Below are 22,788 nucleotides of genomic sequence, written 5' to 3'. Positions count from 1 at the left end.
AAGACCTATAATGAAATTAACAATAACCTTAAAATTGATCCCAACCAAAGAGGCACTTAATTCTCACGTTTTTCTTTTGACAGATTTTTGGCAAGATCAGCTACCGCCACCTCCATTGAAACCAAACCATTCAAGTAAGGCATCCAATACTTATCAAGAAGGGATTTATAATTCCAGCGCCCAACATATAAACCGTTCAGTGTTGCGTAATCTGTGAAATTTGGCTCTTCCTCTGAAATAACTCTTCTAACAACTTCACCAACTGTATAAAATTGAATTGGATGCCAAATATGTTTATGAGCCTTTAAGTCATATTTATCAAACTCACTGCTGATTATCCCTTGAAGTTTGCTTTTGCGATTCACACTGTTAGCATGTGTTAACTCATGAAAAAACATTTCTAATGCAAGCCAGCCTGAGTAATCTGAATAGGTACTATTGATAATGGTTTGAGAACTTCTTCCTGAAGTGGTAGCTCCCTGTCGCATACCGGGCTTATAGACAATATTCACTGTATGCGCATTTACTAGCAGTTTTTCACCAAAGAGGTCTTCAAGCAGGCTAGTAATTGGGTCACCATACACATCCAGCTTTTCCCGTAAGCTTAGATACCACCTAAAGTTACTTTCTCTATGCAGACCCCACATTTGCTCATTATAAAGAGTGGAAAGCTCCTGCAAATGAGCATATAAGTTATTATTAACTGATTCAGAATCGACAGGAGTGCCTGATAAAAGCATCGCTGTTAGATCTGCCACTTCCCCGCTAGACCGAATAATATTAATATTTTGTTCAGCCCCATGTGTAATATAATCATTGATCGCCCTCTCGAAGAGGTACAACTGATCAGCAACAATGCCTTCCTCCTTCTTTAGAGTCGCATATAGATTTTTATCTCTTGCCAATTCATACAAATATAGATGTAAATTCAATAACGGCTCATTTTTAAAGCTCACCAATCGCCAACTATCTAGCTGGCCAGATGGCTTTTCTTCTGCGAGAACGGGAAAAACGAAAGAGAGAAGTATTAGAGCAAGTAGAAATGGACGAAGCATTTGAAAAGCACCAGCGGATTATTCTTATAAGGCAAGGGGGAGAGTGACTCTGATCGATCATCCTCCCAATATGGTAAGAATATAACTTCCAGAAGGAGCCCCTGCAAATAAGTACAGCTGTTCAAGCTGGGGGCAATCATCGGTCACGGGTATAAAATCAATTGCGTACAGCGGAATAAAGCCAGCTTTTTACCCGTACTCTTACAAACTACGGAAGCATCCCATACCTGAGTGGTCCGCCCCTTATGAACAGGTGTTGCAGCACAAAGAACAACCCCATCACGAACTGTTCCCAGATGATTCGACTTCAGTTCAACAGTAGTAAAGCCAGAAGCCTTCTCTGGTAAGTTTGCCAAGCAACCAATGCCACAGGCCGTATCGGCCAAAGAAACGACGCTACCAGCATGCAAGTAGCCATTAGGTGCCAGATGAGACTCCAAAATTCTCATCTCTGCATGGATCTCGCCCTCAGCAACTTTCACAAGCTCAATCCCGAGAAGCCCTGGAAGTTTACCTTCGCAAATCTTGTTGTAATAGTTATGGTCTTTCATATAAATCCTTATTAACAACTAACCGGTCATAATAACAAGCCAATTAAAGCAGAGATTTTTCTTTAGTCCCACTAAACATCTTTTTATATCTAGGTTACACAGCAAACTCACAAAGGAGTGTAATTCTTACTGTACATAATAATTATTTTTCCAGAGGCCTTCTCAAATAGAGGGCAGCATTGTAAAGAGCCCTACCCCACCTAGCATCCCTTGCACATTACTATTTCTGATAGAAAATTCTGAAACTACTTGGAAATTACCTTATAGCAGGGAACATACTCTTTACCCGGCAACTTCATTCTCTGTTGTTTCACAAAAGACTCCAGCATAATATCAATGCTGCGCATAATGCTCGAATCACCACGCAGCTCATAAGGTCCATACTCCTCAACCATCCGAATCCCTTCATTTTTTACATTACCAGATACGACGCCAGAGAATGCACGTCGCAGGTTGGCAGCTAATAGATAAGGTTCTTGGCTTTTATGTAAGGCGAGGTTCAGCATACTTTCATGAGTTGGTATAAACGGCTGCTGAAATTCGTTAGCGACTTTTAACTTCCAGTTAAAATAATAGGCGTCATCCGTTGCTTTGCGGAAGGACTTGACCTCTTGTATGCCTACCGACATTTGTCTAGCAACTTCCTGTGGGTTATCAATAATAATTTGGTATCTTGAACGAGCTTCCTTACCCAAAGTAGAGGCGATAAATTCATCAATACGAACAAAATATTCCGTTGCACTAGGTGGGCCGGTGAAGATAACAGGGAATGGTTGATCCTTATTTTCTTCGTGTAGGAGTATCCCCAGGAGATAGATGATCTCCTCAGCAGTACCCGCCCCCCCTGGGAAAACCACAATGCCATGGCCTGTGCGTACAAAAGCTTCTAAGCGTTTTTCAATATCTGGGAGAATAACCAGTTGATTGACGATTGCATTTGGTGCTTCTGCAGCGATAATACCGGGTTCGGTAACACCAAGGTACTGTCCATGGCGATCGCGCTGCTTGGCATGGCCTATTGTGGCACCTTTCATTGGCCCCTTCATTGCTCCCGGCCCACAACCGGTACAAATATCAAGGTGGCGCAGAGCCAATTCATAACCGACCTGCTTAGTATAATCGTACTCTTCAGATAAGATTGAGTGCCCTCCCCAGCATACTACTAGCCTAGGCGTGCGGACTCTATCGAAGGTACCGGCATTTCTCATAATATGAAAAACCGCATCAGTAATGCCCTGAGAAGATGTTAAGTCATGTAACTTACTGCCGGTAATTTCACTATTTACATAAATAATATCTCTCAATACCGCAAACAAATGCTCTGCAATACCACTGATAATTTTGCCATCAACAAAAGCACTGGCCGGGGCGTTTCTAAGCTGTAGTTTTATACTGCGCTCTGTGGGGACAACAGAGATATCAAAATTAGCAAAGGTTTCCAGAAGCTCCTTACCATCATCCATAAAACCGCCACTATTTAGCACCGCTAGTGAGCAGTTTCTAAAGGTTTGGTATTGTGAACCACGGCTCTCGCTACTAAGCCGATTAATTTCATACTTGGATAGGATCTCAAACTGCCCTGTAGATGAAACCTGTGCATCGATAAGATCAATAGACATGCAACCCTCTTATTGAACTGAAATTGGGATCTTTACAGAAAATAGTGTTCTGGTGCTATAGAAGTGTAATCTAAGTTGATGACTAGGCTTCTTTTTTAATTAAACCGAGGCAATTGGATTTAATAGCCAAGAAAAGTTGACGTACAACTAAACCATTCACCTGAGACAGGAAGTGCCAACAGAGAAACACAGGCTTAATTCTTTGGGACTGAGTCGCGATTCACATTATTTTGACCCAGTTTACATCTTGATCACAGGTACTCTTTGGCAGGTCATTGCAAGTGGGCACTACTTATTAAGCCCGCAGCATGAAAACCGTCCCACCTATTGGTTCAGGCTTAATTTGACAATTACCCTATTTAGGAGCAACACATTACCAGATCAACCCTGAACACATTTATAAAAATAAAAATTCTCACCAAAATTGAGCTCGGGATTCTTTAATAGCATCAAACTTTAGTTTGATGTCCCACGTCCCAGATATTCTTCAGGGGAAGGCTTAACTCTAGATAAAAGTTGATTCAGCTCTTCAAGTATAATCCACGGATCGGTTTCATCGTACAGATGCGAGGAGTATTTCATAATTACATGCTTGGCGCTGTCACTAATCTTGGTGAGTTCAATTTGCGACTGATCCCAAGTCCTGTTGTAAGCATCTACATCTGCATAACTCATTTTAGTCTGACGAATTGCGGTATGTGGCAACCCTCTACTCATTACCGTGATTGGAATCTCTTTCTTTAACTTATAACGCTCTGGTTTTGATGCAGACTCTGCAAAATCTTCGAAGGAATGCTTTTCCTTTTCCCACGCCATAATCCACTGCATCGTTGCCCAGCCCTCCTTGGATAAAGAAGACCTCAGGTTTCCATACCAGGATTCATGGGCTGCATCCACAAATAGAAGGGCAGACACCCTTCTGGGGTTTTCACTTGCAAATGCCCTTGCTACTAAACCACCAAATGAGTGGGCCACAAGAACTACGGAGTCCCATTTTTTAAACTCCACGAAGGCCTCAAGCTCAGCAGAAAGCGCATCCATCGATCTAACTTTTGGAACAGCATGCGCACTTTTTCCAGCTCCAGGCCGATCGTAGATACAAAGCATAAAATCATTAGAAGAGAATTTATGAAAGGTATTTTTATAGGTACTATGGGCATCTAACCCCATACCTGAAACCATCAATACAACTTTTTTCCCCTCACCCTCCTCTTTACAAAGATAGGATATTGTATTCCCTCCAATGGTAACAAACTCATACTTATGCTCATCTTGCGCCCAAACTGAGCAACAAAGAACACTGAGAAGAAATGCGGCATAAATTTTCATAATCTTCCTTGGAATTTATAGCTTACATAATATCTACGGTGAATATCGGCACCCAAACCATTATCAAACCAGTAACTCCTATCCCTCATTCACCTAAATCAAATAACACTACTTACCCGACACAGACGTAGTTCTTAATGCTGCATATTTAACTGAACAATATACCTGTCGAAAGAACAACTCGTACAACTTACCAATTTATCCAGCAACATCTACAGGCACTATCCCAGAAAACCTTTGCCAGGGAAATCACTATAATATTTACTTTATAAGAGTCTCATTAATTGCTAGGGACAATAATCAATCTTAATAATGCTGAAAATTCGACCAAGTCTGGCATTTTATAGACAAGTGGCAAGAAGGCAGGCATAAAAAAGCCGCACAATAGAAATTGTGCGGCAAAGCTCAGAAAACCTGCGGGAGAGGTTTGAGTCAAACTAGAAGTCGTAAGCGATGCTTAACTTGATATTGCGCGGCAGGATATAACGAACATTGGTTGCCTGAGGATCCCTTGGATCTCCCTCGGTAATGCCCTCCTCATCGGTGAGGTTATCCAGTGCAAGCTGGACGGTAATATCGTTTAAGTAGGCCACTGCTCCAAAATCAACCTTGGTATAACCCGGCAGGGTCACCGAGTTTTTACTGTCGTTGAAACGATCACCCACGCGGCTTACTCCACCAAACACTGCCATATCAATATTGTTGATCGTGAAATCGTAGTTCTGGCTTAGGCGTACTTGGTACTCGGGCTGGCGCATCACTTGATTGCCTTTAAAGTCACCACTGGTTATTTCTGGCTTCTGCAAAGTTGCATTCAGGCCCAAAGTGAAGTCACCCCAGTGAGCCTTGCCATCAAGCTCAAGACCCAACGCCTCTGTTTCCAGGCGGGCGCATGTGGTGCTACCAATAATGCAATCAGGCATTCCCTGGGTTTCATTGTAGAAAAGGGTGGCAAACAGCGAGTAGTCTTGATCCTGCAGCTTGTAACCCAGCTCATATTGGTCGATATCGATAATCAAATCGGAACCCGCGCGGAAGCTCTCGCCAAACTCGCGATAATTATCAAAGTCCGCAAATTTGAAGCCTGAATTTATACGGAAGAAAGCCCCCATATTTTCAGCGAAGGCCCAATCTACTGCAGCTGTATAGGCAGTACCCTCTTCATCCGCCTTATAGGTGTTAAAAATCCCATCACGAACACCTTCATCTACTGAGTAGTTAGTTTCACGATTTGCAGAGCGCACACCCAAATCAAAAGTGAAATCGCCCAGGTAAAACTCACCTGCAATGTAGAATGCGTTTTCTCGGGCATCACCTATCGCTTCAAGATCATGGCTCCAACAGAGAACTGGGTCGAGTTCTTTATCATCACAAGAAATATCGCCAGCAACTTGCTCACCATCATGACCAAGTACATAGTACGCTTGGTTTCCAAGACTCCACCACTCATCAACTTCCCAACTAGAAGTGTAATAGCCTGCGGTTACCTTAAAGTCATCCCACTCTTTGGCTAGGCTGATATCGTTAGTCGTTGCTTCAATATCTTTTCGTACTACCCAAGCACCGAATTGCTGCAACAAAGTATCATTACTGACCTCAGCCCCAGACACGGTAGTAGCTGAAGTCACGCTTGTACCATCGTCGTATCGCAACTCACTGGGTAATACCGGGCGACCATTTGGAACAAAGCCTAAAGTATCGGCATTACCGCTGGTCAAACCAAAACGCTCAGTAAGACTCCAACCATTGCCCAAGTCCAGCTCAAGGTAGGCGCCAGCTACGCTACCGTCCCAACCACGGCCTTCTCCCATATCAAAAGTTTCCCAGCGTGTTTCAGAGCCACCATTTCCGTCGGCCTGGGAAATGGGTACTGAAACTTTACGATTGCTGGGACCCACTTGGGTGTAGTCAGTTGCCAGGAAGGAAGCATTTGGCAGATACCAGGTGCCAGTATCTTTAGTATCTCGTACGTAGAAACCGGCCTTGCCATTATCCATCTCTTTAGTCAGATGCAAGGTGAACTGGTGACCTTCTTCCGCATCAAAACCGGCATCGCGAATACCGGGAGAAGAACTCACATACCCACCCATCATGTAGTACACATCTTCGCTGAGCTTCCCGGTCAGAAGGGCATCAGCCCTTTGAAGGTCATAGTCCGAAGTGGTGTATTTAAAGCGACCCTCGGTCTCTTCGGTCCCCTCTTTCAAAATGAAATTGGTCGTGAGACCCGGCTGGCCGTTAGAGTAAACCGGGTTAGGGCCACCGCGCAGGCCTTCTACGCGCTGGATAGTCTCATCCACCCGGAATAGAGAAGAGTTTTCCATGAAAGAAAGAGTCGGTGCCGGGTAAAGTGGCAAGCCATTCATAGAGACCGTCACAAACGGAGCGTCACTGCCGCCCGGAAATCCCCGTACATCAATGTTTGCGCCAGATACCCCGCCAGAGCTTTCAACCCATAGACCTGGGATAGACTTCAGCAAATCTGCAGTACTAGACGGGGAAGCTTTACCGATTTCATCGTCACTCAGGGTTGTGATTGAAAAGCTCGCATCCAGCTTTTTTATACCGGCGCCACCTGGGGTTCCCGTGGTGATCACTTCCTCAATCACCCTATCTTCAGACGCCAATGGTGAAGTGGCTTCCTGGGCTGTGGCATAGCCCCAGAAGCCCAGCTGCATGGCCCCAAGAGGTATAGCCAGCGCTAGAGGATTCTTCTTCATTAAAACTTCCCTCTCATCGTCATTCTTATTGGATTTTGAGATGTGTCTGGTACACGCCAATGCAAACGATTGCAATTTATGTACCCGTCCTGTGAGACGACACTTTGGAACAACTATAGAGCAGGATTGCAATCGATTGCAATGCGAGTGACGGGGTAATTTGTGGCCATTTCCTGTATTTGGTCATATTTGCTAAGGAAGTAAGATTCCGCCAGACATCCTCCCGGTGAAGTGAGCAGACGCTGCCACAGACCCTAAAACGTATTTATTGCTTTGAAAGGGGTCAATACGTTTCTAAAGTAGAATTATGCGAATGCACGGAAGGAATCCTTGTTGTAGCTGACAAGGATGTAATTAGAAGTTCAGTGCCACCATTGAGGGCTCAAAATGACCAGTTCTTCATGTCATCAGGCGGACAACCACTCCCATAAGCACGGCCCCCACTGCGGGCATGCCGCTATACGGCATGGAGACCATGTTTGTTATTTGCACAATGGCCATCTACACCATCCCCACCATGGCCACTACGATGAGCACGTGCTGGAAGTCAGCAGCAGAAATCCCGCGAGCTGCAATCCTATCACTACCAGCACACACGCCACTCATGTCCATGGGGAAAACTGCGGACACGAACGTATTCCCCATGGAGATCACTTCGATTACCTGGTAGATGGACACCTGCATCATGTACACGGTGATCACTGTGATGATCATGGCCCAGTGGAAATGATACAGGAGCAGTAGGGGCCTACTGAGAAGCAGAGGCGGGGTTGATTGTGCGAAGAGCCAAACAGACTTAAGGTTACACTATCAACCCTTGCCTGCTTTCGAAGAAGGTGAATACCCCTTTACATCCAAGAGACCCACAAATAAATACTCTTAGTAAAGGCTCATTTTCTGACTTAAACCCAAGACTCCGATTATCTCCCCAATAACCCTCCTCTCCAGATAACTACGCTGCATCATCTGAAGCAAAAGTACAATTTGGATTTCCTCATAACATGACATTACTTTTCAGGGGAAGTAGTGACCCCAGGGTTATAATCCCCCAGCTACAAGTCCCCTAGGAGCTTTCTTTGTGCCCGAGATTCATATTTTGACCGCCTTCCTTGGTGCATCTGCCCTATTGGCCATCTCACCAGGTCCAGATTTAGTGTTGATATCGACCTACTCCGCCACAAGAGGTTTTTTAGCTGGATTTTTAATCGGTTTGGGGATTTTCATTGCAGGACTTATTCAAACGCTACTCGTCGCATTTGGCCTCGGCCAAATAATGCAGGCCATGCCATTGGTCGCCATAGTTGTAAAAACTGTCGGAGCCCTCTATCTTGCCTGGCTTGGATTTAATCTATTGCGTAGCTGGCGCGCCAACCTCTCTGTTCAGAACACTCAACCTGTAACAGAAAGGCTAACTCCTTGGCAGCTCCTCAGTAGAGGCCTGATTAATAATTTAATGAATCCGAAGGCGCTTTTATTTTTTAGCTTATTCTTACCGCAGTTCACCACAAGTACAGAGCCCCTTATGCCCCAAATATTACTTCTTGGCATTCTGCTCAGTACCACAGCCCTCATAGTCAATACAATATTTTCTCTTTCATTTAGCAGGTTGGGACACGTATTTAAACAGCCCGCCGCATTGACTCGACATTCGGAGGGCATCCTGGGGGCTATTTTCCTCGGCCTTGCCGCTCGCTTAGCAACTGAACGCTAGCCGGGTGAAATTCAGCCATATTAAAGTTTACATGAAACGTAAAATTGCAAGAGAAGGCATTAATGGATAGTTATAAACCATGGGGACTAGATAGAAATACGTTTCTAATGCTCCTACACCTGAGTCAACTGACCTGGATTATTATTCCTGGTGCAGGCTTTGTATTACCAGTCATTATGTGGGCAACCACAAAAGATCAGGTTCCAGAGATTGACAGGCATGGAAAGATGATCTTCAACTGGATGATCAGCCTGTTTATTTACTCTATTGTGAGCACTATTCTTATCGTTCTCGGCGTAGGTCTTTTGGGGTTGATCGTGCTCGCTTTAATCAATGTAGTTTTTATTCTTATTGGGGCCATCCGAGCCAATGAGGGCGTTTTTTGGCGCTACCCACTCAGTATTCGCTTTTTTCAATAAGTTATAAGCTCGCCTGGCTCGGACATACATAGCTTAAGTTGTATCCGCACAATTTTAGCGGCTAACAGTCGTCAAACAAAAAAGCCGGGGTTTTCCCCGGCTTTTTTCTAGTCGAAGACTAGAGGTGCAAGCTTCTGCCACTAAATATAAAATGACGGCTTGCTTTGATCATATAGATACAGCGAGCTATTAGTAATAACCTGCAATATCATCTACGATCGGGCCAATTGCGCGGTACGCGTTGGAGATATCAACACCATTTCTTCTTTCACCACAAGGTAAACCATCACAGGCTACCCAATCCGGATCTGAGAAAATATCAAACTGGGTTGTAGTACCGAATACATGCGGATAAGCCATAATCGTGGTAAACCTATTTTGTACACCATGGCCATAGCCATAGGGGAACACACCTGGAGTACCTTGCTGAGCAGTAGAGTGACTCAAGCCCATATTATGACCAAGTTCATGGACGAAAGTGTTGTAGCCACAGTCTACGGCAGTGATGCTATAAGCTTCATCACGGGTAGAGGCATACATAGTACCATTACTACCCTGACCAACCCAGGCGATACCACAAGTTATATAATTACCATTAGTTTCGGCCATACCCAGCAAAATTACCATATCGGCATTTTTTGAGGCGCGCCAGTTCTTATAGCTGCTGCTTGCGGTGATAGTATCGATGTCACTTTCTGTAGGGCGGCGATCTGTAGAGGTTCTCGCTGTACCTACCAAGTTTAGCTGAATATCAACAAGGTTATTTTTAAAAGAATTATTGGCATAAGCAATATACTGATCAATTTTTGCAGAAATATCACCAGTATGAGCTGCCGCTTGATCTGTATATACGATGCCTACATCAACAGTTTCAGCCTGTGCAAAACCGGAAACTGCAGCAGCTGCAACGGCAGCAGCTAAACTTTTTTTGAGACTCATTGTAGTCTTCCTTTTTTATATAATTAATGCATGTACTTTTTTGGCAGCTGCAAAAATTGATCAACTGCCAACATAACATGCTTTTGCACCCTAACCCGCAAAGAAACTATCCTTTTTTTCTAACCTATCGAGAAAATAAACTCTTAATATTTACGGGTTACCTATAGACACATCCCTTGTCGACCTAAAGATTTGAAACTATGCATCTCTCATCTTTAGATTCTTTACAGCTCATCTTCAACTAAAAGATCGCCGCCTTCTAACTTCTTACCTTGGGACGATGGCTTTCTACGTAGATCACCATTTTCTACATGACCCTGAATTAAAGCCCCATTAGGCGCAATCCATGCAAAACCATCTTGTGCCTCCATAGTGTAAGAGCCCGATGGCAGGTTCAACTGAGCATAAACCACATCCTTTCCTAGCGTTATTGTGGCCCCAAAGAGGCGTGCATGCCCCGGAAAGTTTAATTCCAAGCTTTTGTTTCCACTCGCGTGCTGTTGAATACTTCCCACTTGAGCATCGTAGTCACCTTCCACTCCAGGAAGATCCATATCAACATATTCGCCTATCTCTAAATTCCTTAACATATCCACATTAAGCTCAAGATAAGTTTCACCCTTGAGATCTTTTGGTAGGCGACCATTTTCATGAAGTACCTGCTTGGCTAGCTCTGACTCTTCCCAAAGAATATTTTCAACTTCTTCCAGAGGCTCATCCATTGCAGATGCCTCACCTTCAACAACTTCATCCAAAGTGTCTTCTACAGGAAACCTATCAATAGCCAGTTTAGGCTCTGGAATTTTTGCGACCTGTCTTTCAGTATTAGACTGCCCTTTAGACCAAAAATAATATCCAGCCCCTAGTAAGATCACCAAAACAGGAAATATCAACTTCTTCACAGCTCACTACCCCAACATTCATTTATTAAAATAACACTCCCGAAACCCCCAAAGCTTCAGAAGAAAATTTTTTCTCGCAATATCAACCAGAAAAGGTTACTTCCAGACATTCTCGCTATCGCCCAGACTCAGACGAAGAATGGTATCAAGACCTCAAAATATTTTTTTGAAAACACTTCACAGATAAGAAAAATAAACAAATGACCGCAACTGAAGTCGACAACAAAATCATAAAAAACTGCAAACCTCATCGCAACCAACAAGTATAGGTCCTTAAAAATATTGAGAAGTTCATCCACTTGACGAACTTAAATGGTTATAAAGTTATAACCAAAAAAAGATGCGATAAATTGCACCAAAAGATAAAAAAGACACCTGCAGAATAAGCCAACCAAAAAGCTAAAGAACAAAAAAAGGGAGGGCAAAGCCCTCCCCAAAACAATGGAGTTAACGGTCAATAACTTCTCAATAGATCAAGAGAGTAAAAGTAGATTAATAATAGCCAGCTACATCATCAATAATCGGCTCCAATGCTCTGTGAGCATCAGCCCGATCCCTCTGGCCACACGGAAACCCGTTGCAGATTTTGTCTGGATCAGAAAATGTATCCAGCCTTACAGCTTCACTTCCGAATGCTGATGGGTACGCCATAATAGTGGAGAAGCTGTCATTTACACCGTAGCCAAGCCCCCAGTAGTAAACAAAACCATTGGTATCACCTTGTGTGCGAGAGTGAGCCAACCCCATGTTGTGGCCCAACTCATGAATAAATGTAAGGTCAGTACCCCCACAATCAACTGCGGTCATACTATAAGCCAAGCGCTTGGCACTAGGGTGCATAACACCGTTACTACCATATCCGGGCCAGGCTACTCCACAGCGGGTACCTTTAAAAACCCCATTTTCCCAAACTCTTTCTCCCTTACCTAGCAGAGCAACCATATCGGCTTCAAAAAGCTGACGCTGCACCCCAACTGGGCCAGGAGCAACTTGCGCAACCTCATCTAGGGTCCCAATACCCTCTTCAAAGGCCTCAGTTAAACCAGAAAATTCTGTGAGGTTGTCTCCATTAATGAGGAGGTCCTCCTTGGAATACTCTCTTGAGTCTACCAATTCCAGCTGAATATCCAGACCATTATTTTCGTAGATGCGGTTAGAGGTACTGATCAGATTATCGACCATTACGGAAATATCCCCGGTATGCTGAGCCGCAGGATCGGTATACCAAACCGCAATTTTTATCGTCTCCGCACTTGCCACCCCAGAGATTGTAAGAGCCGTTATTGCGGCAGCCAAACTATTTCTTAGCTTCATAGCAGTTCCTTTTATTATTAAATTATTTACCCCAATCTTTGCAATTCGACCAATGAAACCGGTTACATTCTTAGCCGCACTGACCAAATCACAAAATTTACTTGCCCTAACTGGAAAATAGATTACTCCCTGCTCTCTTCTCCACCTGTAAAAGCAATCGCCTCTGGCAGTAACAGGCACCTCAAGCAGCACTCCCTTTGCTGCTAGCCGGGTCAGAAAACTCCTGCCCTAACATTAGATAAATTCTTATTTTAGTTTTACCTCTTCCTCCAAGTGGCTCCTGGTTAAATCTTTTTTCGAAGCCACCCAGGCATAATTTCCCTGCGCCTCTAGGGAGTATGAGCCTGAAGGCAATGTTAAATTGCCATATACCGAGTTTTTGCCAATTGTGAAATTTACAAAATACACGCTGCCATAACCGGGCAAATTCATTTGCACACTTTTATTTCCACTGGCATGCTCCTGGACTTTATCCACCTGGGCATCGTAGCTTCCCTCCACTCCAGGCATTTCTATATCAACATAGTCTCCGATAGATAAATTCTTCAGAGCCTCTACATCGACCTCAAGATATGTCTCTCCATTTAAATCGATCGGCAAGCGTCCTGATTCACGTAAAATCTGCCTTGCGACATCCGATTCTGCCCACATCAAGGCACTATCAGGGTTCGCCTCTTGCTCTTGGGCGGAAGGCATCTCTACCACTTCTTCTGTAGATTTAGTTTCAGTTGGAACAATTTTCTTGGAGGGAGGTGAGACTGGTTTTTCAGTAATCGGTTGTGGGCTATCTGTTTGACTCTTTGCCCAGAAAAAATACCCCCCCGCACAAAGGAGAGCAATCAGTGGAATTATTTTTCTCATTAGCTTCTCACTGCAAAATATTTATGCTAGCTCAGAAAAAAACTCAATGGTGCTGATTACTTAATGAGCTACAGCAAAACCGAGACTTAACCTTTCCTAACATGGACCACTATGCTGAGACGCTTAATGCTAATTTCCACGCAATTAATTTTTCAGAATTATTTCACAAAAATGTCATCCCTGTATGGGTAGCCTGTGAGTGTTCTCTGACTTTACCTGCTGGATACGAAAAAATATCGACAGGTTCCTGAAAAATGACAACAACATTAGCTCAAAATTTTTTCTGCCAAAAAAGAAAAAGCCAGCAACGCTGGTAAGAATTGCTGGCCTTAACTGATCAAAAAGTGACTTTAGGATTGGCTTTTATTGCCAAGGGTAATACCCAATGCCTAGGCATGGGTCACTCGCTGCCCTGCCCCCTCAAAAAAGCGCTCAAAAAATACGCTAATAAATCCAGTGATAACAATTGCCAACAGTAATAACCACAAGAAGTCCTGGGGCTTGTCCTGAGCTGTGGGCTCTTTTACTTGTTCTAGTTTCTGCCCACTAACTTGCTGAGACGCGGGAGCGCTGGCAGCGACATTATCTACCGTCTGGCCACTCACAAGCGGGGCAAGACCAAATCCAAGGGCCTGCTGATTCACAAAGTCAGTAAATTTCTCATTGTCTGTTGCTACGTCGTGCTGGTTGGCGAGCTCGGTGTAAGTCTCCACCATTTTCCTTAGCGTTTCTGCATCGGCAGGCCAGTAGCCTTTGCGCACAGCCTCCAGCATACGCTCCAGCATTTGTGCCAGGGCTTCCGCATTGTGCTCCTCAAAGAACTCACGCATATCCATTTGGTATTTATCCTCCACGTAGACCTCAAACATCTCCTGCCATTGGTCGTCGCGGATGGTTTCCGGAGTCATCACCTCCCAGCCCCACATGTTGTTCACGCGATCCAGGATTGCCGTTGCGCCGGCATAGCCGGATTCCTGCATCGCCTCAATCCAACGGGGATGGAAATAACGGCTACGCATTTCCTGATTGACAAATTCTCCCAGGGTCTGGGTTTTAATGTTGTCCTTGCGACGCAAGTTGGAGACATACATTTCGGGTGTCTTACCGTCGAGATTGCGCACCGCAAGCCCCATACCACCAAAATACTGGAAAGGGTCGTCATTAGTCATCATTGCGTAGAGATTGGTGGAGCGCGAGAATATCACTCCATCGGTACCGGAAAGCACCTTGCTATAAAGTGCAACATTGCGCTGGTCCTCGCTCCAACGGGATTCATCCTTACCGTAGGCAAACCCCATGCGGCGCATATACAGATCGGCCAGCTTGTCGTCTGTCTCCCAGCTGTCGGAAGCCAGGCTGGCACCATTCAAGCCGGTACCGTAATTGCCACTTTCATTGGAGAAAATGCGTACAGAGGAAAGATAGCGGGCATCTTCTTCGGAACTGCCTTCTTCCTTTAGTTGCTTTAATAAGGCCTGGCTGTGGCGATAAACAAAGTTGTTCTCCTCCTTCATCTGCGCCACTTTATCGATGGCTTCCGCCAGCCACAGCATCACATTAGGGAATGCATCGCGGTAAAGGCCCGTAGCAGAGATCACCACATCGATACGAGGGCGCTTTAGCTCTGAATAGGGAATCACCTCAGTTCCAGTAACATTGCCCTGCTGATTCCATTTGGGCTTGAGACCCAGCGCATGCAGTATTTGCGCTTCCAACGCCCCCTGGTGACGCATCGTCTCCAGGGACCAAAGGGAAAATGCCAGCTTATCCGGGAAACGGCCGTGTTTTTCCCGATAGTCGGCAATGGTTTGTTCCATCAGTTGCACGCCGGCCTCATAAGCCTCCTTGGACGGCACCTTGGCAGGGTTGAATCCAATCAGGTTGCGACCGGTAGGCACTGCCTGCGGGTTGCGAATAGGGTCACCCCCATAGCTCACCGGAATGTACTCACCGTCGAGCGCCAGCATCAGGTTTTGCAGCTCAGCGATACCGGCAAAGTTATCGGCATACTCCCGGCCCTGCTGCAGGTAATTTTGCAGCTCTTCAGAAAGTTCCGGCAATTGGTGGCCAGCCAGGTAGGCATTTAACAGCTGATAACCCGGCTGTGCTTCCAAGGCGACTACATTGCGTTCATCCAGCACCTGATCCTGCGGCAAACCCAGGCCCTGGTCGCTCTCATATTGGCCGGCGGCGGAGATAAAGTTTTCACCCAGCATTTGCAGCATGGTGCTGGTGAGATGCTCTGACTTGGGCAGCTGACCAAAACGATGGATACCCAGTGGCTGGCTCATTTCAGCCAGTTGGGCCAAGTGGTCCTGAAGACGACTGAGCTGGCCATCGAAATCAGCTTGCAGGGTTTCAGCGCTGATTTCTAAATCCTTGAGCATATTCAGCTTGTCCGCCAGGGCGATAATGCGCTCCTGGGTATTCAGCCGGGTTTGCCCTTCTTCCAGTATCAGGTAATTACCAATCAACTCAGAGAGTTCAGCCACTTCGGCGTAAAGACCCGCTTTAGCGAAGCCCGGAGTCAGGTGGCTGATCATGGTCGCGCGGCCGCGACGCTTGGCCTGCATGGCCTCGCCCACATTATCGATAATGTAGGGATAGAACACCGGGATATTGCCCAGGGCCAAATTTGGCGCGTCGTACACAGAGAGTCCACGCTCCTTGCCCGTTAGCCACTCCTGGGAGCCATGAGTGCCCAGGTGAATATAGGCATCGGCCCCGAAAGTTTTGCGCGCGTAAAGATAAACCGCCAGATAAGCATGATTTACCGGCGTTTTCATATCGTGATACAGGGAGGAATGGTCTTTGGCATTCTCCGCGCGCACCCCCTGTGGCAGAACAATCAAGTTACCCAATGTCATACGTGGGATTACGAACGCCCGCTCACCGTTATGATCTGCCAACATGGCGTTATCTTCCGGATTACCCCAGCGATCCACAATAGGATCGCGCACAGAAGCCGGCAAACGATTAAACCAATCGACGTATGTTGAAAGTGGCATCCAGTCCGCCAAACCTTTATCAATCAGTGCAGCACTCTCTTCACGGCGATAATAGGGGCGCAGCAATTGGCCGGCCCAATCGATTAGGGTCTTGGAGTTCTGCTGTTCTATTTGATAGCCACGCTCCGTCATGGCTTTGGCGATAGACTCAATAGAAGAAGGGACATCGAGGAAAGCCGCACCAATATTCTTCTCACCGGGAGGGTAGTTCCAGATAAAGGTAGCCACTTTTTTCTGGTTGTTTTTTTTGTAGCCAAGAGAGGCGTGACTCCAGGCGCGTTCCACCAACGCATCGAGCTGGTCTGTCATTACAACCTTATTGCCACTTTCACTTGCGGCAACAATTACCGGATCGATACTACCGGTGTCTTCAGGCATCACCAGAAAGAATGGAGTTAACGAAGGAGAGACCCCACTATTATCGGCAAGATAATCCGCTTCACTGCCCTCGGTATAGTTCAGGGCATGAATCACCGGGACACCCAACTTTTCGAACTCCGCGCGACGTTTACTTACATAATGGAGGGAGCGGTAATTGATCATCAGATCAACACGCGTTTGCCCCGCTTCGTCTTGCAATAAATCCGGATAGGAAAGTGGCAGATCCTCACCTTCAAAGAAAAAGGCAAAAGCCTTAGCACCTTTTTCTTCCAGGCCAGCCAAGATGGCATCTACAACCTGCTGCTGCTCGTAATCCACGACTGAGCGATGGATAGCCAGACCTATAACCGGCTGCTCTGCGGATACCTGCAGCCAATTAAAGAAATCCCCTTCGCTGTCAGTCACCAGGTTTGACAGACGCGGATGATAAAAACCCACTTTAGGCACAATAATTGGGTCAACTACAGACTGCTCAGAGAGGCCAAAGACGTTGGAGGAGAGGAACTGCATTAAGTGCCGGTAGTTCTGACGCCCAGCATTATTGAAATACGCAGCGATGGATTGGTGCTGTTCAACAGTCAGCCCCTGGTTCATGGAGGCGTTATCGACATCTCCCAGGGAAAGCACAGGCACTTTGGGGAACTGGGTTAACAGCGGCTGGTATTTTCCAAACATAAATTGGGAGAGTGCCGGATTGATACCGTCAAGCATCACCAGGCTGGAGGAACCCCAGGCCTGCGCTATTTGCTCTTCACTCTTCCCTTTACTGTTAAATATCTCCAGGGTAAACGGCTGGTCCGCAGCCAAATCAGATAACAGCTCCCCCTTGGCTTTCGCGGTATGGCTGGACATCATCAGCAAAACTTTGGGTTTATCGTTAGCCTGCACCATCATCGTAGTGAAGGCTATTACGACGAAGCATGCCAATTGCATACAAACCTTCTTCAACATGACTATTTACCCCCTACAGCCTTGTCTTTTGCGGACTCTTCTTTTCCTTCCGGTACATAGACCAGGCTGCCGTCTGCCATCTGGTAAGCAACACCAGCGCGAGTGCCCTCTCCGGAACCAATTTCACCAGTGGATTTGTACTGCTTAATTTCTTCCCCATCTTTTACGATGACTTCCATATTGGGCTCACCGGCATTTTTGATGACTGTGACCTTTTCATTGGAAAACACGTTTAGCGGGTTTTGTGCGATAGCGATAAGCAGTGCAGCAATAATCACCAGAAAAACATCAATCAAGTTAACCGCACTCAAAATCGGGTTGAGCTCTTCATCTTCATCCAGGAAGCGCATTAAGCAGCCTCCTTCAATTTGCGAATGTTAATTAGCTCAGCAGCAAACCAACGCTTCTTTACCGAGGCCGGCCAGAAGGTCAGGGTAGAAATTGCGAGGCCCCAGATCACAGCAGCAAAAGCGATAATCAGGTTTTCACTGATCCCCTGGATATTGCCATCGGCCAAGGCTCGCAACGCCGGCCCCATCGGGATCATGGTGGCGATCAAGCCCAACATGGGGGCAATGCGTGTAGCCATACGCAGCATCTCCAACTTTTTCAGTGCAAAAACTTCCAACTCGTCATCACATGCCAAAGGGTGTCGCACGTAATAGTTGTGCACCTGATAGCCTGGCAGCTCCTCTTTCCGACCTTGCTTTAAGGCCAAGCTGTAGGTGCCAGCATTGCGGCGGCGCAGCAGCCATAGGGAGAGAAAGCGTCCCGTTGCGTAAAGTGCGTAGATAAAAAGAACCAGAATCGCCAGCAATACCGGGGCCATAAACAAATCAGCCACATCGGCCATCAGGTTCTCAATTATCGAAATATTCATTACAAGTCTCCTCAGCCCAGCACTTTCGCTCTGTATTAATGGCCGCGGAAACTAACGGAACTCCCTATCAACGTCAAATTTAATCTAATTGATAGTGATTCGCATTTAGCTTTACATTAAGAAAATCATCCCTATAATCCTCCTCAATCGGCGACAGTGGTGAGCAACTAACCACTGCCGACCAACAAGAGCAGAAGTACAGAAATTACCTCAAGGACAACACCATGAAACTTCGCCCAATTGCAGCGGCCATACTGGGCCTGGCTTCCGTCGCTAACCTGCATGCCGAAACTTCAGGTTCAGCAGCCAACAGCGACCTGGAACTGATTGTGGTCAGCGGCCGCGCGGAAAAGCCGCTGAAAGATGTCGCAGGAAGTGTTTCTGTTGTCACCAATGAGGACATCGAACAGCTTCAGCTGAACGATATGAATCAGCTGTTCCAATACGAGCCCGGAGTTGAAGTAACCGGCGCCGCCGGCAGTGCACAAAATATCCTGGTACGCGGCATGGGTGGCGACCGGGTACTGATTATCAAAGACGGTATGCGGGTTAACGAAGGCTATGGAGCCAATGGTAAAAATGACATCGTGGGCCGCGGCTTTATTGAAATAGATACCCTGAAACAGGTAGAGGTGGCCAAGGGCGCTGCGTCTTCTTTATACGGTTCTGACGCGCTTGCCGGCATCGTGGTATTCACCACCAAAGATGCCAGCGACTACTTAAAGGACGGAGAGCAATTCGGCGGTGCGATCAAAACCGGATACACCGGTATTACCACTCAATCACACATCTCCCCTACCCTGGCTCTGCGCACCGGCAACTTTGAACAACTACTGCATACCACCTTCCGCGATGGAGAGGAGCAACAAAATTTCGACGAAAGCCAGGCCCCCTTCGAAATTGAGTCAAAGAGCCTGCTTTACAAGGCCAAGTACAACCTTGGTGGTGAGGACTTTGTCAGTTTCAGCATTGATCACTGGAATCAGGAAAGCACCGGCGACAGCGCCGACGGCCTGCTTCACTACTTCCGCGGGCTGGCCGATTACGGCTACAGCGTCGTCAAGGAAAAATCAATCTCCGATAAAGAGGTCCGCGCTTACCAACTGCGTTACCACAGCGAGACTCCCAGTGCAGTCTATGACCAGCTGAATATTAGCCTGTATAAAAACGAATCCGAACAGCAAGATGAGCAGTATGGCCAGCTGGACATCAATGCCCCTATGTTTGGAGTTTTTGAAATCCGTGATATGTGGGAAACTGGCCTTTATAGCCAAGATACTATTGGCTTCCTCTCCAATGCCAGCAAGACTCTGAGCGAGACCCACACGCTGGGATACGGCCTAGACCTGGAAAAAACCGAAAGCCGTCGTACCCTACTCCAGTACCGTGAAGTGGCTGGTACATCCACAATGAATATCCCAACAGAAAAGTTCCCAGAAAATGCAGTCTCCCGTGCGGGATTATTCCTGAACGATGAAATGACTTTTGCCAATGGACTGCTGATTGTAACCCCAGGGGTACGCTACGATTGGTACGAAATGGACCCCGGTGGTGCAGAAAAAGCTGACGGTACTCCTTTTGCCACGATTGAGGAGAGCAACCTCTCCTTCAATCTGGGAGCCCTCTACAAAATCAACTCTCGCTTGTCTGCCTTCATCCAATACGGCCAGGGTTTCAAAGTACCAGCCTACGATCTGGCATATATCGAGCACTATAAACAGCCAACTTCTACTTATGCTTACGAGGTATTACCGGCTGATGATCTGTCTCCAGAAACCAGCGACTCTTTCGAACTAGGCTTGCGTGGACACCTGGGCCCCATTGCCTTCAGCGCTGCCGCCTTCACTACCGAGTATGATGACTTCCTCCAAACTGAACTCATAGACAGCGAAACTTTCTTCAACAACGATGGCAGTTTCTCGCACGTGTTTGAGCAATACCAATACCAAAACATAGACTCAGTGACGATCAAAGGAGTGGAGCTGAGCGCAAATTGGTACCTATCTCCAGCGTTCGAGCTATTTGCTAATGCCAGCTATCAACGCGGTGAAAACGATACCACCGGCGAATACCTTACCAGTATCAGCCCGCTTTCCGGTGTCGTTGGTGCCAGCTACACAGGCGCACAACTTTCCAGCCAAGTACTAGTGCGCTGGGCAGACCGCATGGAACATGTCAATGAAGGCGAAACAGGGACTCCAGGCTATGGCTCTGTAGATTGGACACTGGGCTACCAGCTGATGGAGCAGATGTCTCTCAACCTGGCCGTCAACAACCTGCTCGACAAGGAGTATGTGTCCTACCTAAATGTTGCTGGCTGGGATGAAGACAGTGATATCTACGTAAACTCTGCTCCGGGCCGTACTTTCTCTGCATCCATTAAGTACGATTTCTAAGTTATTAATCCGGCTAATTTGTGGATAGCCGGATTGATACGACGCAAGGAAGCGTCGTCGCTGGTCACGGCCAGCAAAGCCCCTGAAATACAAATCACTTTGCGCTTTTGCGCAATTTCAGAGGCTGAATCAGGTAGGTCACGGACGACCTTTTTTTGACTAGCGGAGAACGCACCCTCCTTTTCTCATACTCTCCTATAAGTCCCTTGCGGCCGCCCCCATGCGGCCTTTTTTTATTCTGCTGCATCAATAGAATATTTATCTGCGGAAAAAATTAACTAAGAGGCTTAATATCAGGCTGACAATAATCATCGAGACAACTGGAAAATAAAAACGAGTGCGGCTAGATTCAATACGAATATCCCCCGGCAACCGGCCAAACCAGTTAAATAGCCAGGGGGCAAAATGCAGCGCTATACCAACGACTATCAGGACCAATCCAGTAATTATCAACCAGCGTGACATATCTCTCCTCTCATTTTGCTCTATTCAATTGACAAGAAGAATTTATTTACCCCACTAACCCCCTTGAGCACTCAGGATTAGGCAGCTACCATAAGTGACCAACTGACTCTTAGTGAGGCAATGAACGAGAAAGAATTCCTTTCCGCCTACGACAAGGGCAACTTTGAAGCCCCTCTAGTTACCGTAGATGCCGTCTTGTTTACTTATCAAGATAGTCAACTCAAAGTTTTGCTGGTAGAGCGCTCCAATCATCCCGAACAGGGAAAATGGGCGCTGCCGGGCGGTTTCATTTCCGAGAGCGAAGATAAGACCCTAGAGGATACGGTCACCCGAAAGCTCAAGGAGTAAACCGGAGTTGTTCCCCCTTTTGTTGAGCAGCTAGCTACCTTTGGTGGCGGCTCCAGAGATCAGCGGGGCTGGTCTGTAACCATTTGTTACACTGCTCTGATCGCTCATCAGGCCTGTGAAAGCGAATTAGAAACCATCTCCGATGTCGCCTGGCTGCCTATCGAAAAAGTTAAGAAAATGAACTTGGCCTTTGATCATCTCAAAATTATTAATAAGGCACATGAGCGTCTATTCAAAAGGCTCTTTACAGTATTATCCCAGCCTACGCACTGCCAAAGAAATTCACTCTACCCGAGCTTCAACAGGTGCACGAAGTCATTATCGGCAAGCCACTGCAGAAAAAGTCCTTTCGCAGAAGGATTGAGCAGGCAGATCTTCTGATAGATACCGGTAAAAAACGTACTGAGCGAGGTCGCCCGGCCGCGTTGTACAGTTTGCGGCCAGGTTCAGGGAAACATACTTTCGTGCGGAATCTGGAGCAATAGCCCTGCCCCATTGTCCCTAACTTTATTTAGCAATCACTCTCAAGCAGGTATAAGAAGGATTTTATAGGTGAATATTGAAACGCTAGACAAGGTAAAAGGCTGTTTAGTCGGACTCGCATGCGGTGATGCTGTGGGCACCACGTTGGAGTTTAAGTACAAAGGGGAATTCACTCCTTTATCAGACATGGAAGGTGGAGGACCATTTGGATTAAAAAAGGGGCAATGGACCGATGATACCTCCATGGCGCTCTGCCTGGCCCACAGTTTACTCCAGAAAAAAGGCTTTAGTGCGACTGATCAGATGAATCGTTACTGTAACTGGTACCAATATGGGTATATGAGCTCTACGGGTAAGTGCTTCGATATTGGCTCAACAGTTTTATCCGCATTAAATCGATATCTGCAAACAGGTGATCCTTTTAGTGGTTCAACATCTACTCGCTCGTCAGGTAAT

Annotated in this window: 19 protein-coding genes and 1 pseudogene; 7 read left to right on the top strand and 13 right to left on the bottom strand. The window is 46.4% G+C overall.

Translation table 11 applies throughout. The features are described from left to right. Positions 1–56: 56 nt before the first annotated feature. The 5 genes from ACJJJA_RS10040 to ACJJJA_RS10020 form a co-directional block, all read right to left on the bottom strand. Positions 57–1,055 (bottom strand): hypothetical protein, encoded by a 999-nt coding sequence (locus ACJJJA_RS10040; RefSeq protein ID WP_444904472.1) that lies wholly within the window; start codon positions 1,053–1,055, stop codon positions 57–59. Between the two features lie 143 nt (positions 1,056–1,198). After that, positions 1,199–1,606, bottom strand: coding sequence for a PaaI family thioesterase (locus ACJJJA_RS10035; protein ID WP_444885313.1), 408 nt, complete (start codon positions 1,604–1,606; stop codon positions 1,199–1,201). A 245-nt stretch (positions 1,607–1,851) separates the two neighbouring features. After that, a complete protein-coding gene (ppnN, locus tag ACJJJA_RS10030; protein WP_444885314.1) occupies positions 1,852–3,225 on the bottom strand; it encodes a nucleotide 5'-monophosphate nucleosidase PpnN in 1,374 nt (457 codons plus the stop codon). Positions 3,226–3,681: 456 nt separating this feature from the next. Then, the gene (locus tag ACJJJA_RS10025) at positions 3,682–4,554 is read right to left on the bottom strand and encodes an alpha/beta fold hydrolase (RefSeq protein WP_444904471.1); all 873 of its coding nucleotides are present in this window, start codon (positions 4,552–4,554) and stop codon (positions 3,682–3,684) included. Positions 4,555–4,991: 437 nt separating this feature from the next. Then, the gene (locus tag ACJJJA_RS10020) at positions 4,992–7,274 is read right to left on the bottom strand and encodes a TonB-dependent receptor (protein WP_444904470.1); all 2,283 of its coding nucleotides are present in this window, start codon (positions 7,272–7,274) and stop codon (positions 4,992–4,994) included. 387 nt (positions 7,275–7,661) lie between these two features. Here ACJJJA_RS10020 and ACJJJA_RS10015 point away from each other — a divergent pair, with 387 nt between their 5' ends. From ACJJJA_RS10015 to ACJJJA_RS10005, 3 genes are all read left to right on the top strand, one after another. Then, positions 7,662–8,018 (top strand): hypothetical protein, encoded by a 357-nt coding sequence (locus ACJJJA_RS10015; RefSeq protein ID WP_444888702.1) that lies wholly within the window; start codon positions 7,662–7,664, stop codon positions 8,016–8,018. A gap of 334 nt (positions 8,019–8,352) precedes the next feature. Then, entirely contained in the window at positions 8,353–8,985 is a 633-nt protein-coding gene (locus ACJJJA_RS10010) for a LysE family translocator (protein WP_444904469.1), read from the top strand. A gap of 62 nt (positions 8,986–9,047) precedes the next feature. After that, positions 9,048–9,404 (top strand): DUF4870 domain-containing protein, encoded by a 357-nt coding sequence (locus tag ACJJJA_RS10005; RefSeq protein ID WP_444904468.1) that lies wholly within the window; start codon positions 9,048–9,050, stop codon positions 9,402–9,404. A gap of 189 nt (positions 9,405–9,593) precedes the next feature. On the opposite strand, the gene ACJJJA_RS10000 is transcribed toward ACJJJA_RS10005, so the two are convergent. The 7 genes from ACJJJA_RS10000 to ACJJJA_RS09970 all read right to left on the bottom strand — a co-directional run bounded on the left by ACJJJA_RS10000 (position 9,594) and on the right by ACJJJA_RS09970 (position 18,640). Then, entirely contained in the window at positions 9,594–10,343 is a 750-nt protein-coding gene (locus tag ACJJJA_RS10000) for a M12 family metallo-peptidase (RefSeq protein ID WP_444904467.1), read from the bottom strand. Between the two features lie 224 nt (positions 10,344–10,567). Continuing rightward, entirely contained in the window at positions 10,568–11,245 is a 678-nt protein-coding gene (locus ACJJJA_RS09995) for a protease inhibitor BamI-like protein (RefSeq protein WP_444904466.1), read from the bottom strand. Positions 11,246–11,737: 492 nt separating this feature from the next. Further along, complete coding sequence (locus ACJJJA_RS09990) at positions 11,738–12,559, bottom strand: reprolysin-like metallopeptidase (RefSeq protein WP_444904465.1); 822 nt, start codon at positions 12,557–12,559, stop codon at positions 11,738–11,740. 246 nt (positions 12,560–12,805) lie between these two features. Then, complete coding sequence (locus ACJJJA_RS09985) at positions 12,806–13,420, bottom strand: protease inhibitor BamI-like protein (RefSeq protein WP_444904464.1); 615 nt, start codon at positions 13,418–13,420, stop codon at positions 12,806–12,808. A gap of 389 nt (positions 13,421–13,809) precedes the next feature. Next, positions 13,810–17,742 (bottom strand): cobaltochelatase subunit CobN, encoded by a 3,933-nt coding sequence (cobN, locus tag ACJJJA_RS09980; protein WP_444904463.1) that lies wholly within the window; start codon positions 17,740–17,742, stop codon positions 13,810–13,812. 20 nt (positions 17,743–17,762) lie between these two features. Then, the gene (locus ACJJJA_RS09975; RefSeq protein WP_020414951.1) at positions 17,763–18,110 is read right to left on the bottom strand and encodes a DUF2149 domain-containing protein; all 348 of its coding nucleotides are present in this window, start codon (positions 18,108–18,110) and stop codon (positions 17,763–17,765) included. Next, the gene (locus ACJJJA_RS09970; RefSeq protein WP_444904462.1) at positions 18,110–18,640 is read right to left on the bottom strand and encodes a MotA/TolQ/ExbB proton channel family protein; all 531 of its coding nucleotides are present in this window, start codon (positions 18,638–18,640) and stop codon (positions 18,110–18,112) included. The genes ACJJJA_RS09975 and ACJJJA_RS09970 overlap by 1 nt, the downstream gene beginning before the upstream one ends. Positions 18,641–18,864: 224 nt before the next feature. Here ACJJJA_RS09970 and ACJJJA_RS09965 point away from each other — a divergent pair, with 224 nt between their 5' ends. Further along, on the top strand, positions 18,865–21,036 hold the full coding sequence (locus ACJJJA_RS09965; RefSeq protein WP_444904461.1) for a TonB-dependent hemoglobin/transferrin/lactoferrin family receptor: 2,172 nt from the start codon (positions 18,865–18,867) through the stop codon (positions 21,034–21,036). Positions 21,037–21,294: 258 nt separating this feature from the next. On the opposite strand, the gene ACJJJA_RS09960 is transcribed toward ACJJJA_RS09965, so the two are convergent. Then, entirely contained in the window at positions 21,295–21,501 is a 207-nt protein-coding gene (locus ACJJJA_RS09960) for a DUF2905 domain-containing protein (RefSeq protein WP_444904460.1), read from the bottom strand. Positions 21,502–21,621: 120 nt separating this feature from the next. Here ACJJJA_RS09960 and ACJJJA_RS09955 point away from each other — a divergent pair, with 120 nt between their 5' ends. The 3 genes and pseudogenes from ACJJJA_RS09955 to ACJJJA_RS22380 all read left to right on the top strand — a co-directional run. Continuing rightward, positions 21,622–21,849, top strand: coding sequence for an NUDIX domain-containing protein (locus ACJJJA_RS09955; RefSeq protein WP_444888696.1), 228 nt, complete (start codon positions 21,622–21,624; stop codon positions 21,847–21,849). A 305-nt stretch (positions 21,850–22,154) separates the two neighbouring features. Continuing rightward, positions 22,155–22,334 carry an NrtR DNA-binding winged helix domain-containing protein gene (locus tag ACJJJA_RS09950; RefSeq protein ID WP_444904459.1) on the top strand — a complete coding sequence of 60 codons (180 nt, stop codon included), beginning with the start codon at positions 22,155–22,157 and terminating at the stop codon, positions 22,332–22,334. Positions 22,335–22,401: 67 nt separating this feature from the next. After that, a pseudogene (locus tag ACJJJA_RS22380) lies at positions 22,402–22,773 on the top strand (ADP-ribosylglycohydrolase family protein); the annotation flags it as partial. Positions 22,774–22,788 lie beyond the last annotated feature (15 nt).

The sequence above is a fragment of the Microbulbifer mixtoriginis (SeqCode) genome, from assembly GCF_052466865.1.
Note: the sequence above shows the minus strand (reverse complement) of the source record. Positions and strands in the feature narration are given on the sequence as shown.

Excerpts from the sequence above, each read along its gene's own strand:
- ACJJJA_RS10040 (WP_444904472.1), bottom strand. The coding sequence starts at position 1,055 with ATGCTTCGTCCATTTCTACTTGCTCTAATACTTCTCTCTTTCGTTTTT.
- ACJJJA_RS10035 (WP_444885313.1), bottom strand. The coding sequence starts at position 1,606 with ATGAAAGACCATAACTATTACAACAAGATTTGCGAAGGTAAACTTCCA.
- ppnN (WP_444885314.1), bottom strand. The coding sequence starts at position 3,225 with ATGTCTATTGATCTTATCGATGCACAGGTTTCATCTACAGGGCAGTTT.
- ACJJJA_RS10025 (WP_444904471.1), bottom strand. The coding sequence starts at position 4,554 with ATGAAAATTTATGCCGCATTTCTTCTCAGTGTTCTTTGTTGCTCAGTT.
- ACJJJA_RS10020 (WP_444904470.1), bottom strand. The coding sequence starts at position 7,274 with ATGAAGAAGAATCCTCTAGCGCTGGCTATACCTCTTGGGGCCATGCAG.
- ACJJJA_RS10015 (WP_444888702.1), top strand. The coding sequence starts at position 7,662 with ATGACCAGTTCTTCATGTCATCAGGCGGACAACCACTCCCATAAGCAC.
- ACJJJA_RS10005 (WP_444904468.1), top strand. The coding sequence starts at position 9,048 with ATGGATAGTTATAAACCATGGGGACTAGATAGAAATACGTTTCTAATG.
- ACJJJA_RS10000 (WP_444904467.1), bottom strand. The coding sequence starts at position 10,343 with ATGAGTCTCAAAAAAAGTTTAGCTGCTGCCGTTGCAGCTGCTGCAGTT.
- ACJJJA_RS09990 (WP_444904465.1), bottom strand. The coding sequence starts at position 12,559 with ATGAAGCTAAGAAATAGTTTGGCTGCCGCAATAACGGCTCTTACAATC.
- ACJJJA_RS09985 (WP_444904464.1), bottom strand. The coding sequence starts at position 13,420 with ATGAGAAAAATAATTCCACTGATTGCTCTCCTTTGTGCGGGGGGGTAT.
- cobN (WP_444904463.1), bottom strand. The coding sequence starts at position 17,742 with ATGCAATTGGCATGCTTCGTCGTAATAGCCTTCACTACGATGATGGTG.
- ACJJJA_RS09975 (WP_020414951.1), bottom strand. The coding sequence starts at position 18,110 with ATGCGCTTCCTGGATGAAGATGAAGAGCTCAACCCGATTTTGAGTGCG.
- ACJJJA_RS09970 (WP_444904462.1), bottom strand. The coding sequence starts at position 18,640 with ATGAATATTTCGATAATTGAGAACCTGATGGCCGATGTGGCTGATTTG.
- ACJJJA_RS09965 (WP_444904461.1), top strand. The coding sequence starts at position 18,865 with ATGAAACTTCGCCCAATTGCAGCGGCCATACTGGGCCTGGCTTCCGTC.
- ACJJJA_RS09960 (WP_444904460.1), bottom strand. The coding sequence starts at position 21,501 with ATGTCACGCTGGTTGATAATTACTGGATTGGTCCTGATAGTCGTTGGT.
- ACJJJA_RS09955 (WP_444888696.1), top strand. The coding sequence starts at position 21,622 with ATGAACGAGAAAGAATTCCTTTCCGCCTACGACAAGGGCAACTTTGAA.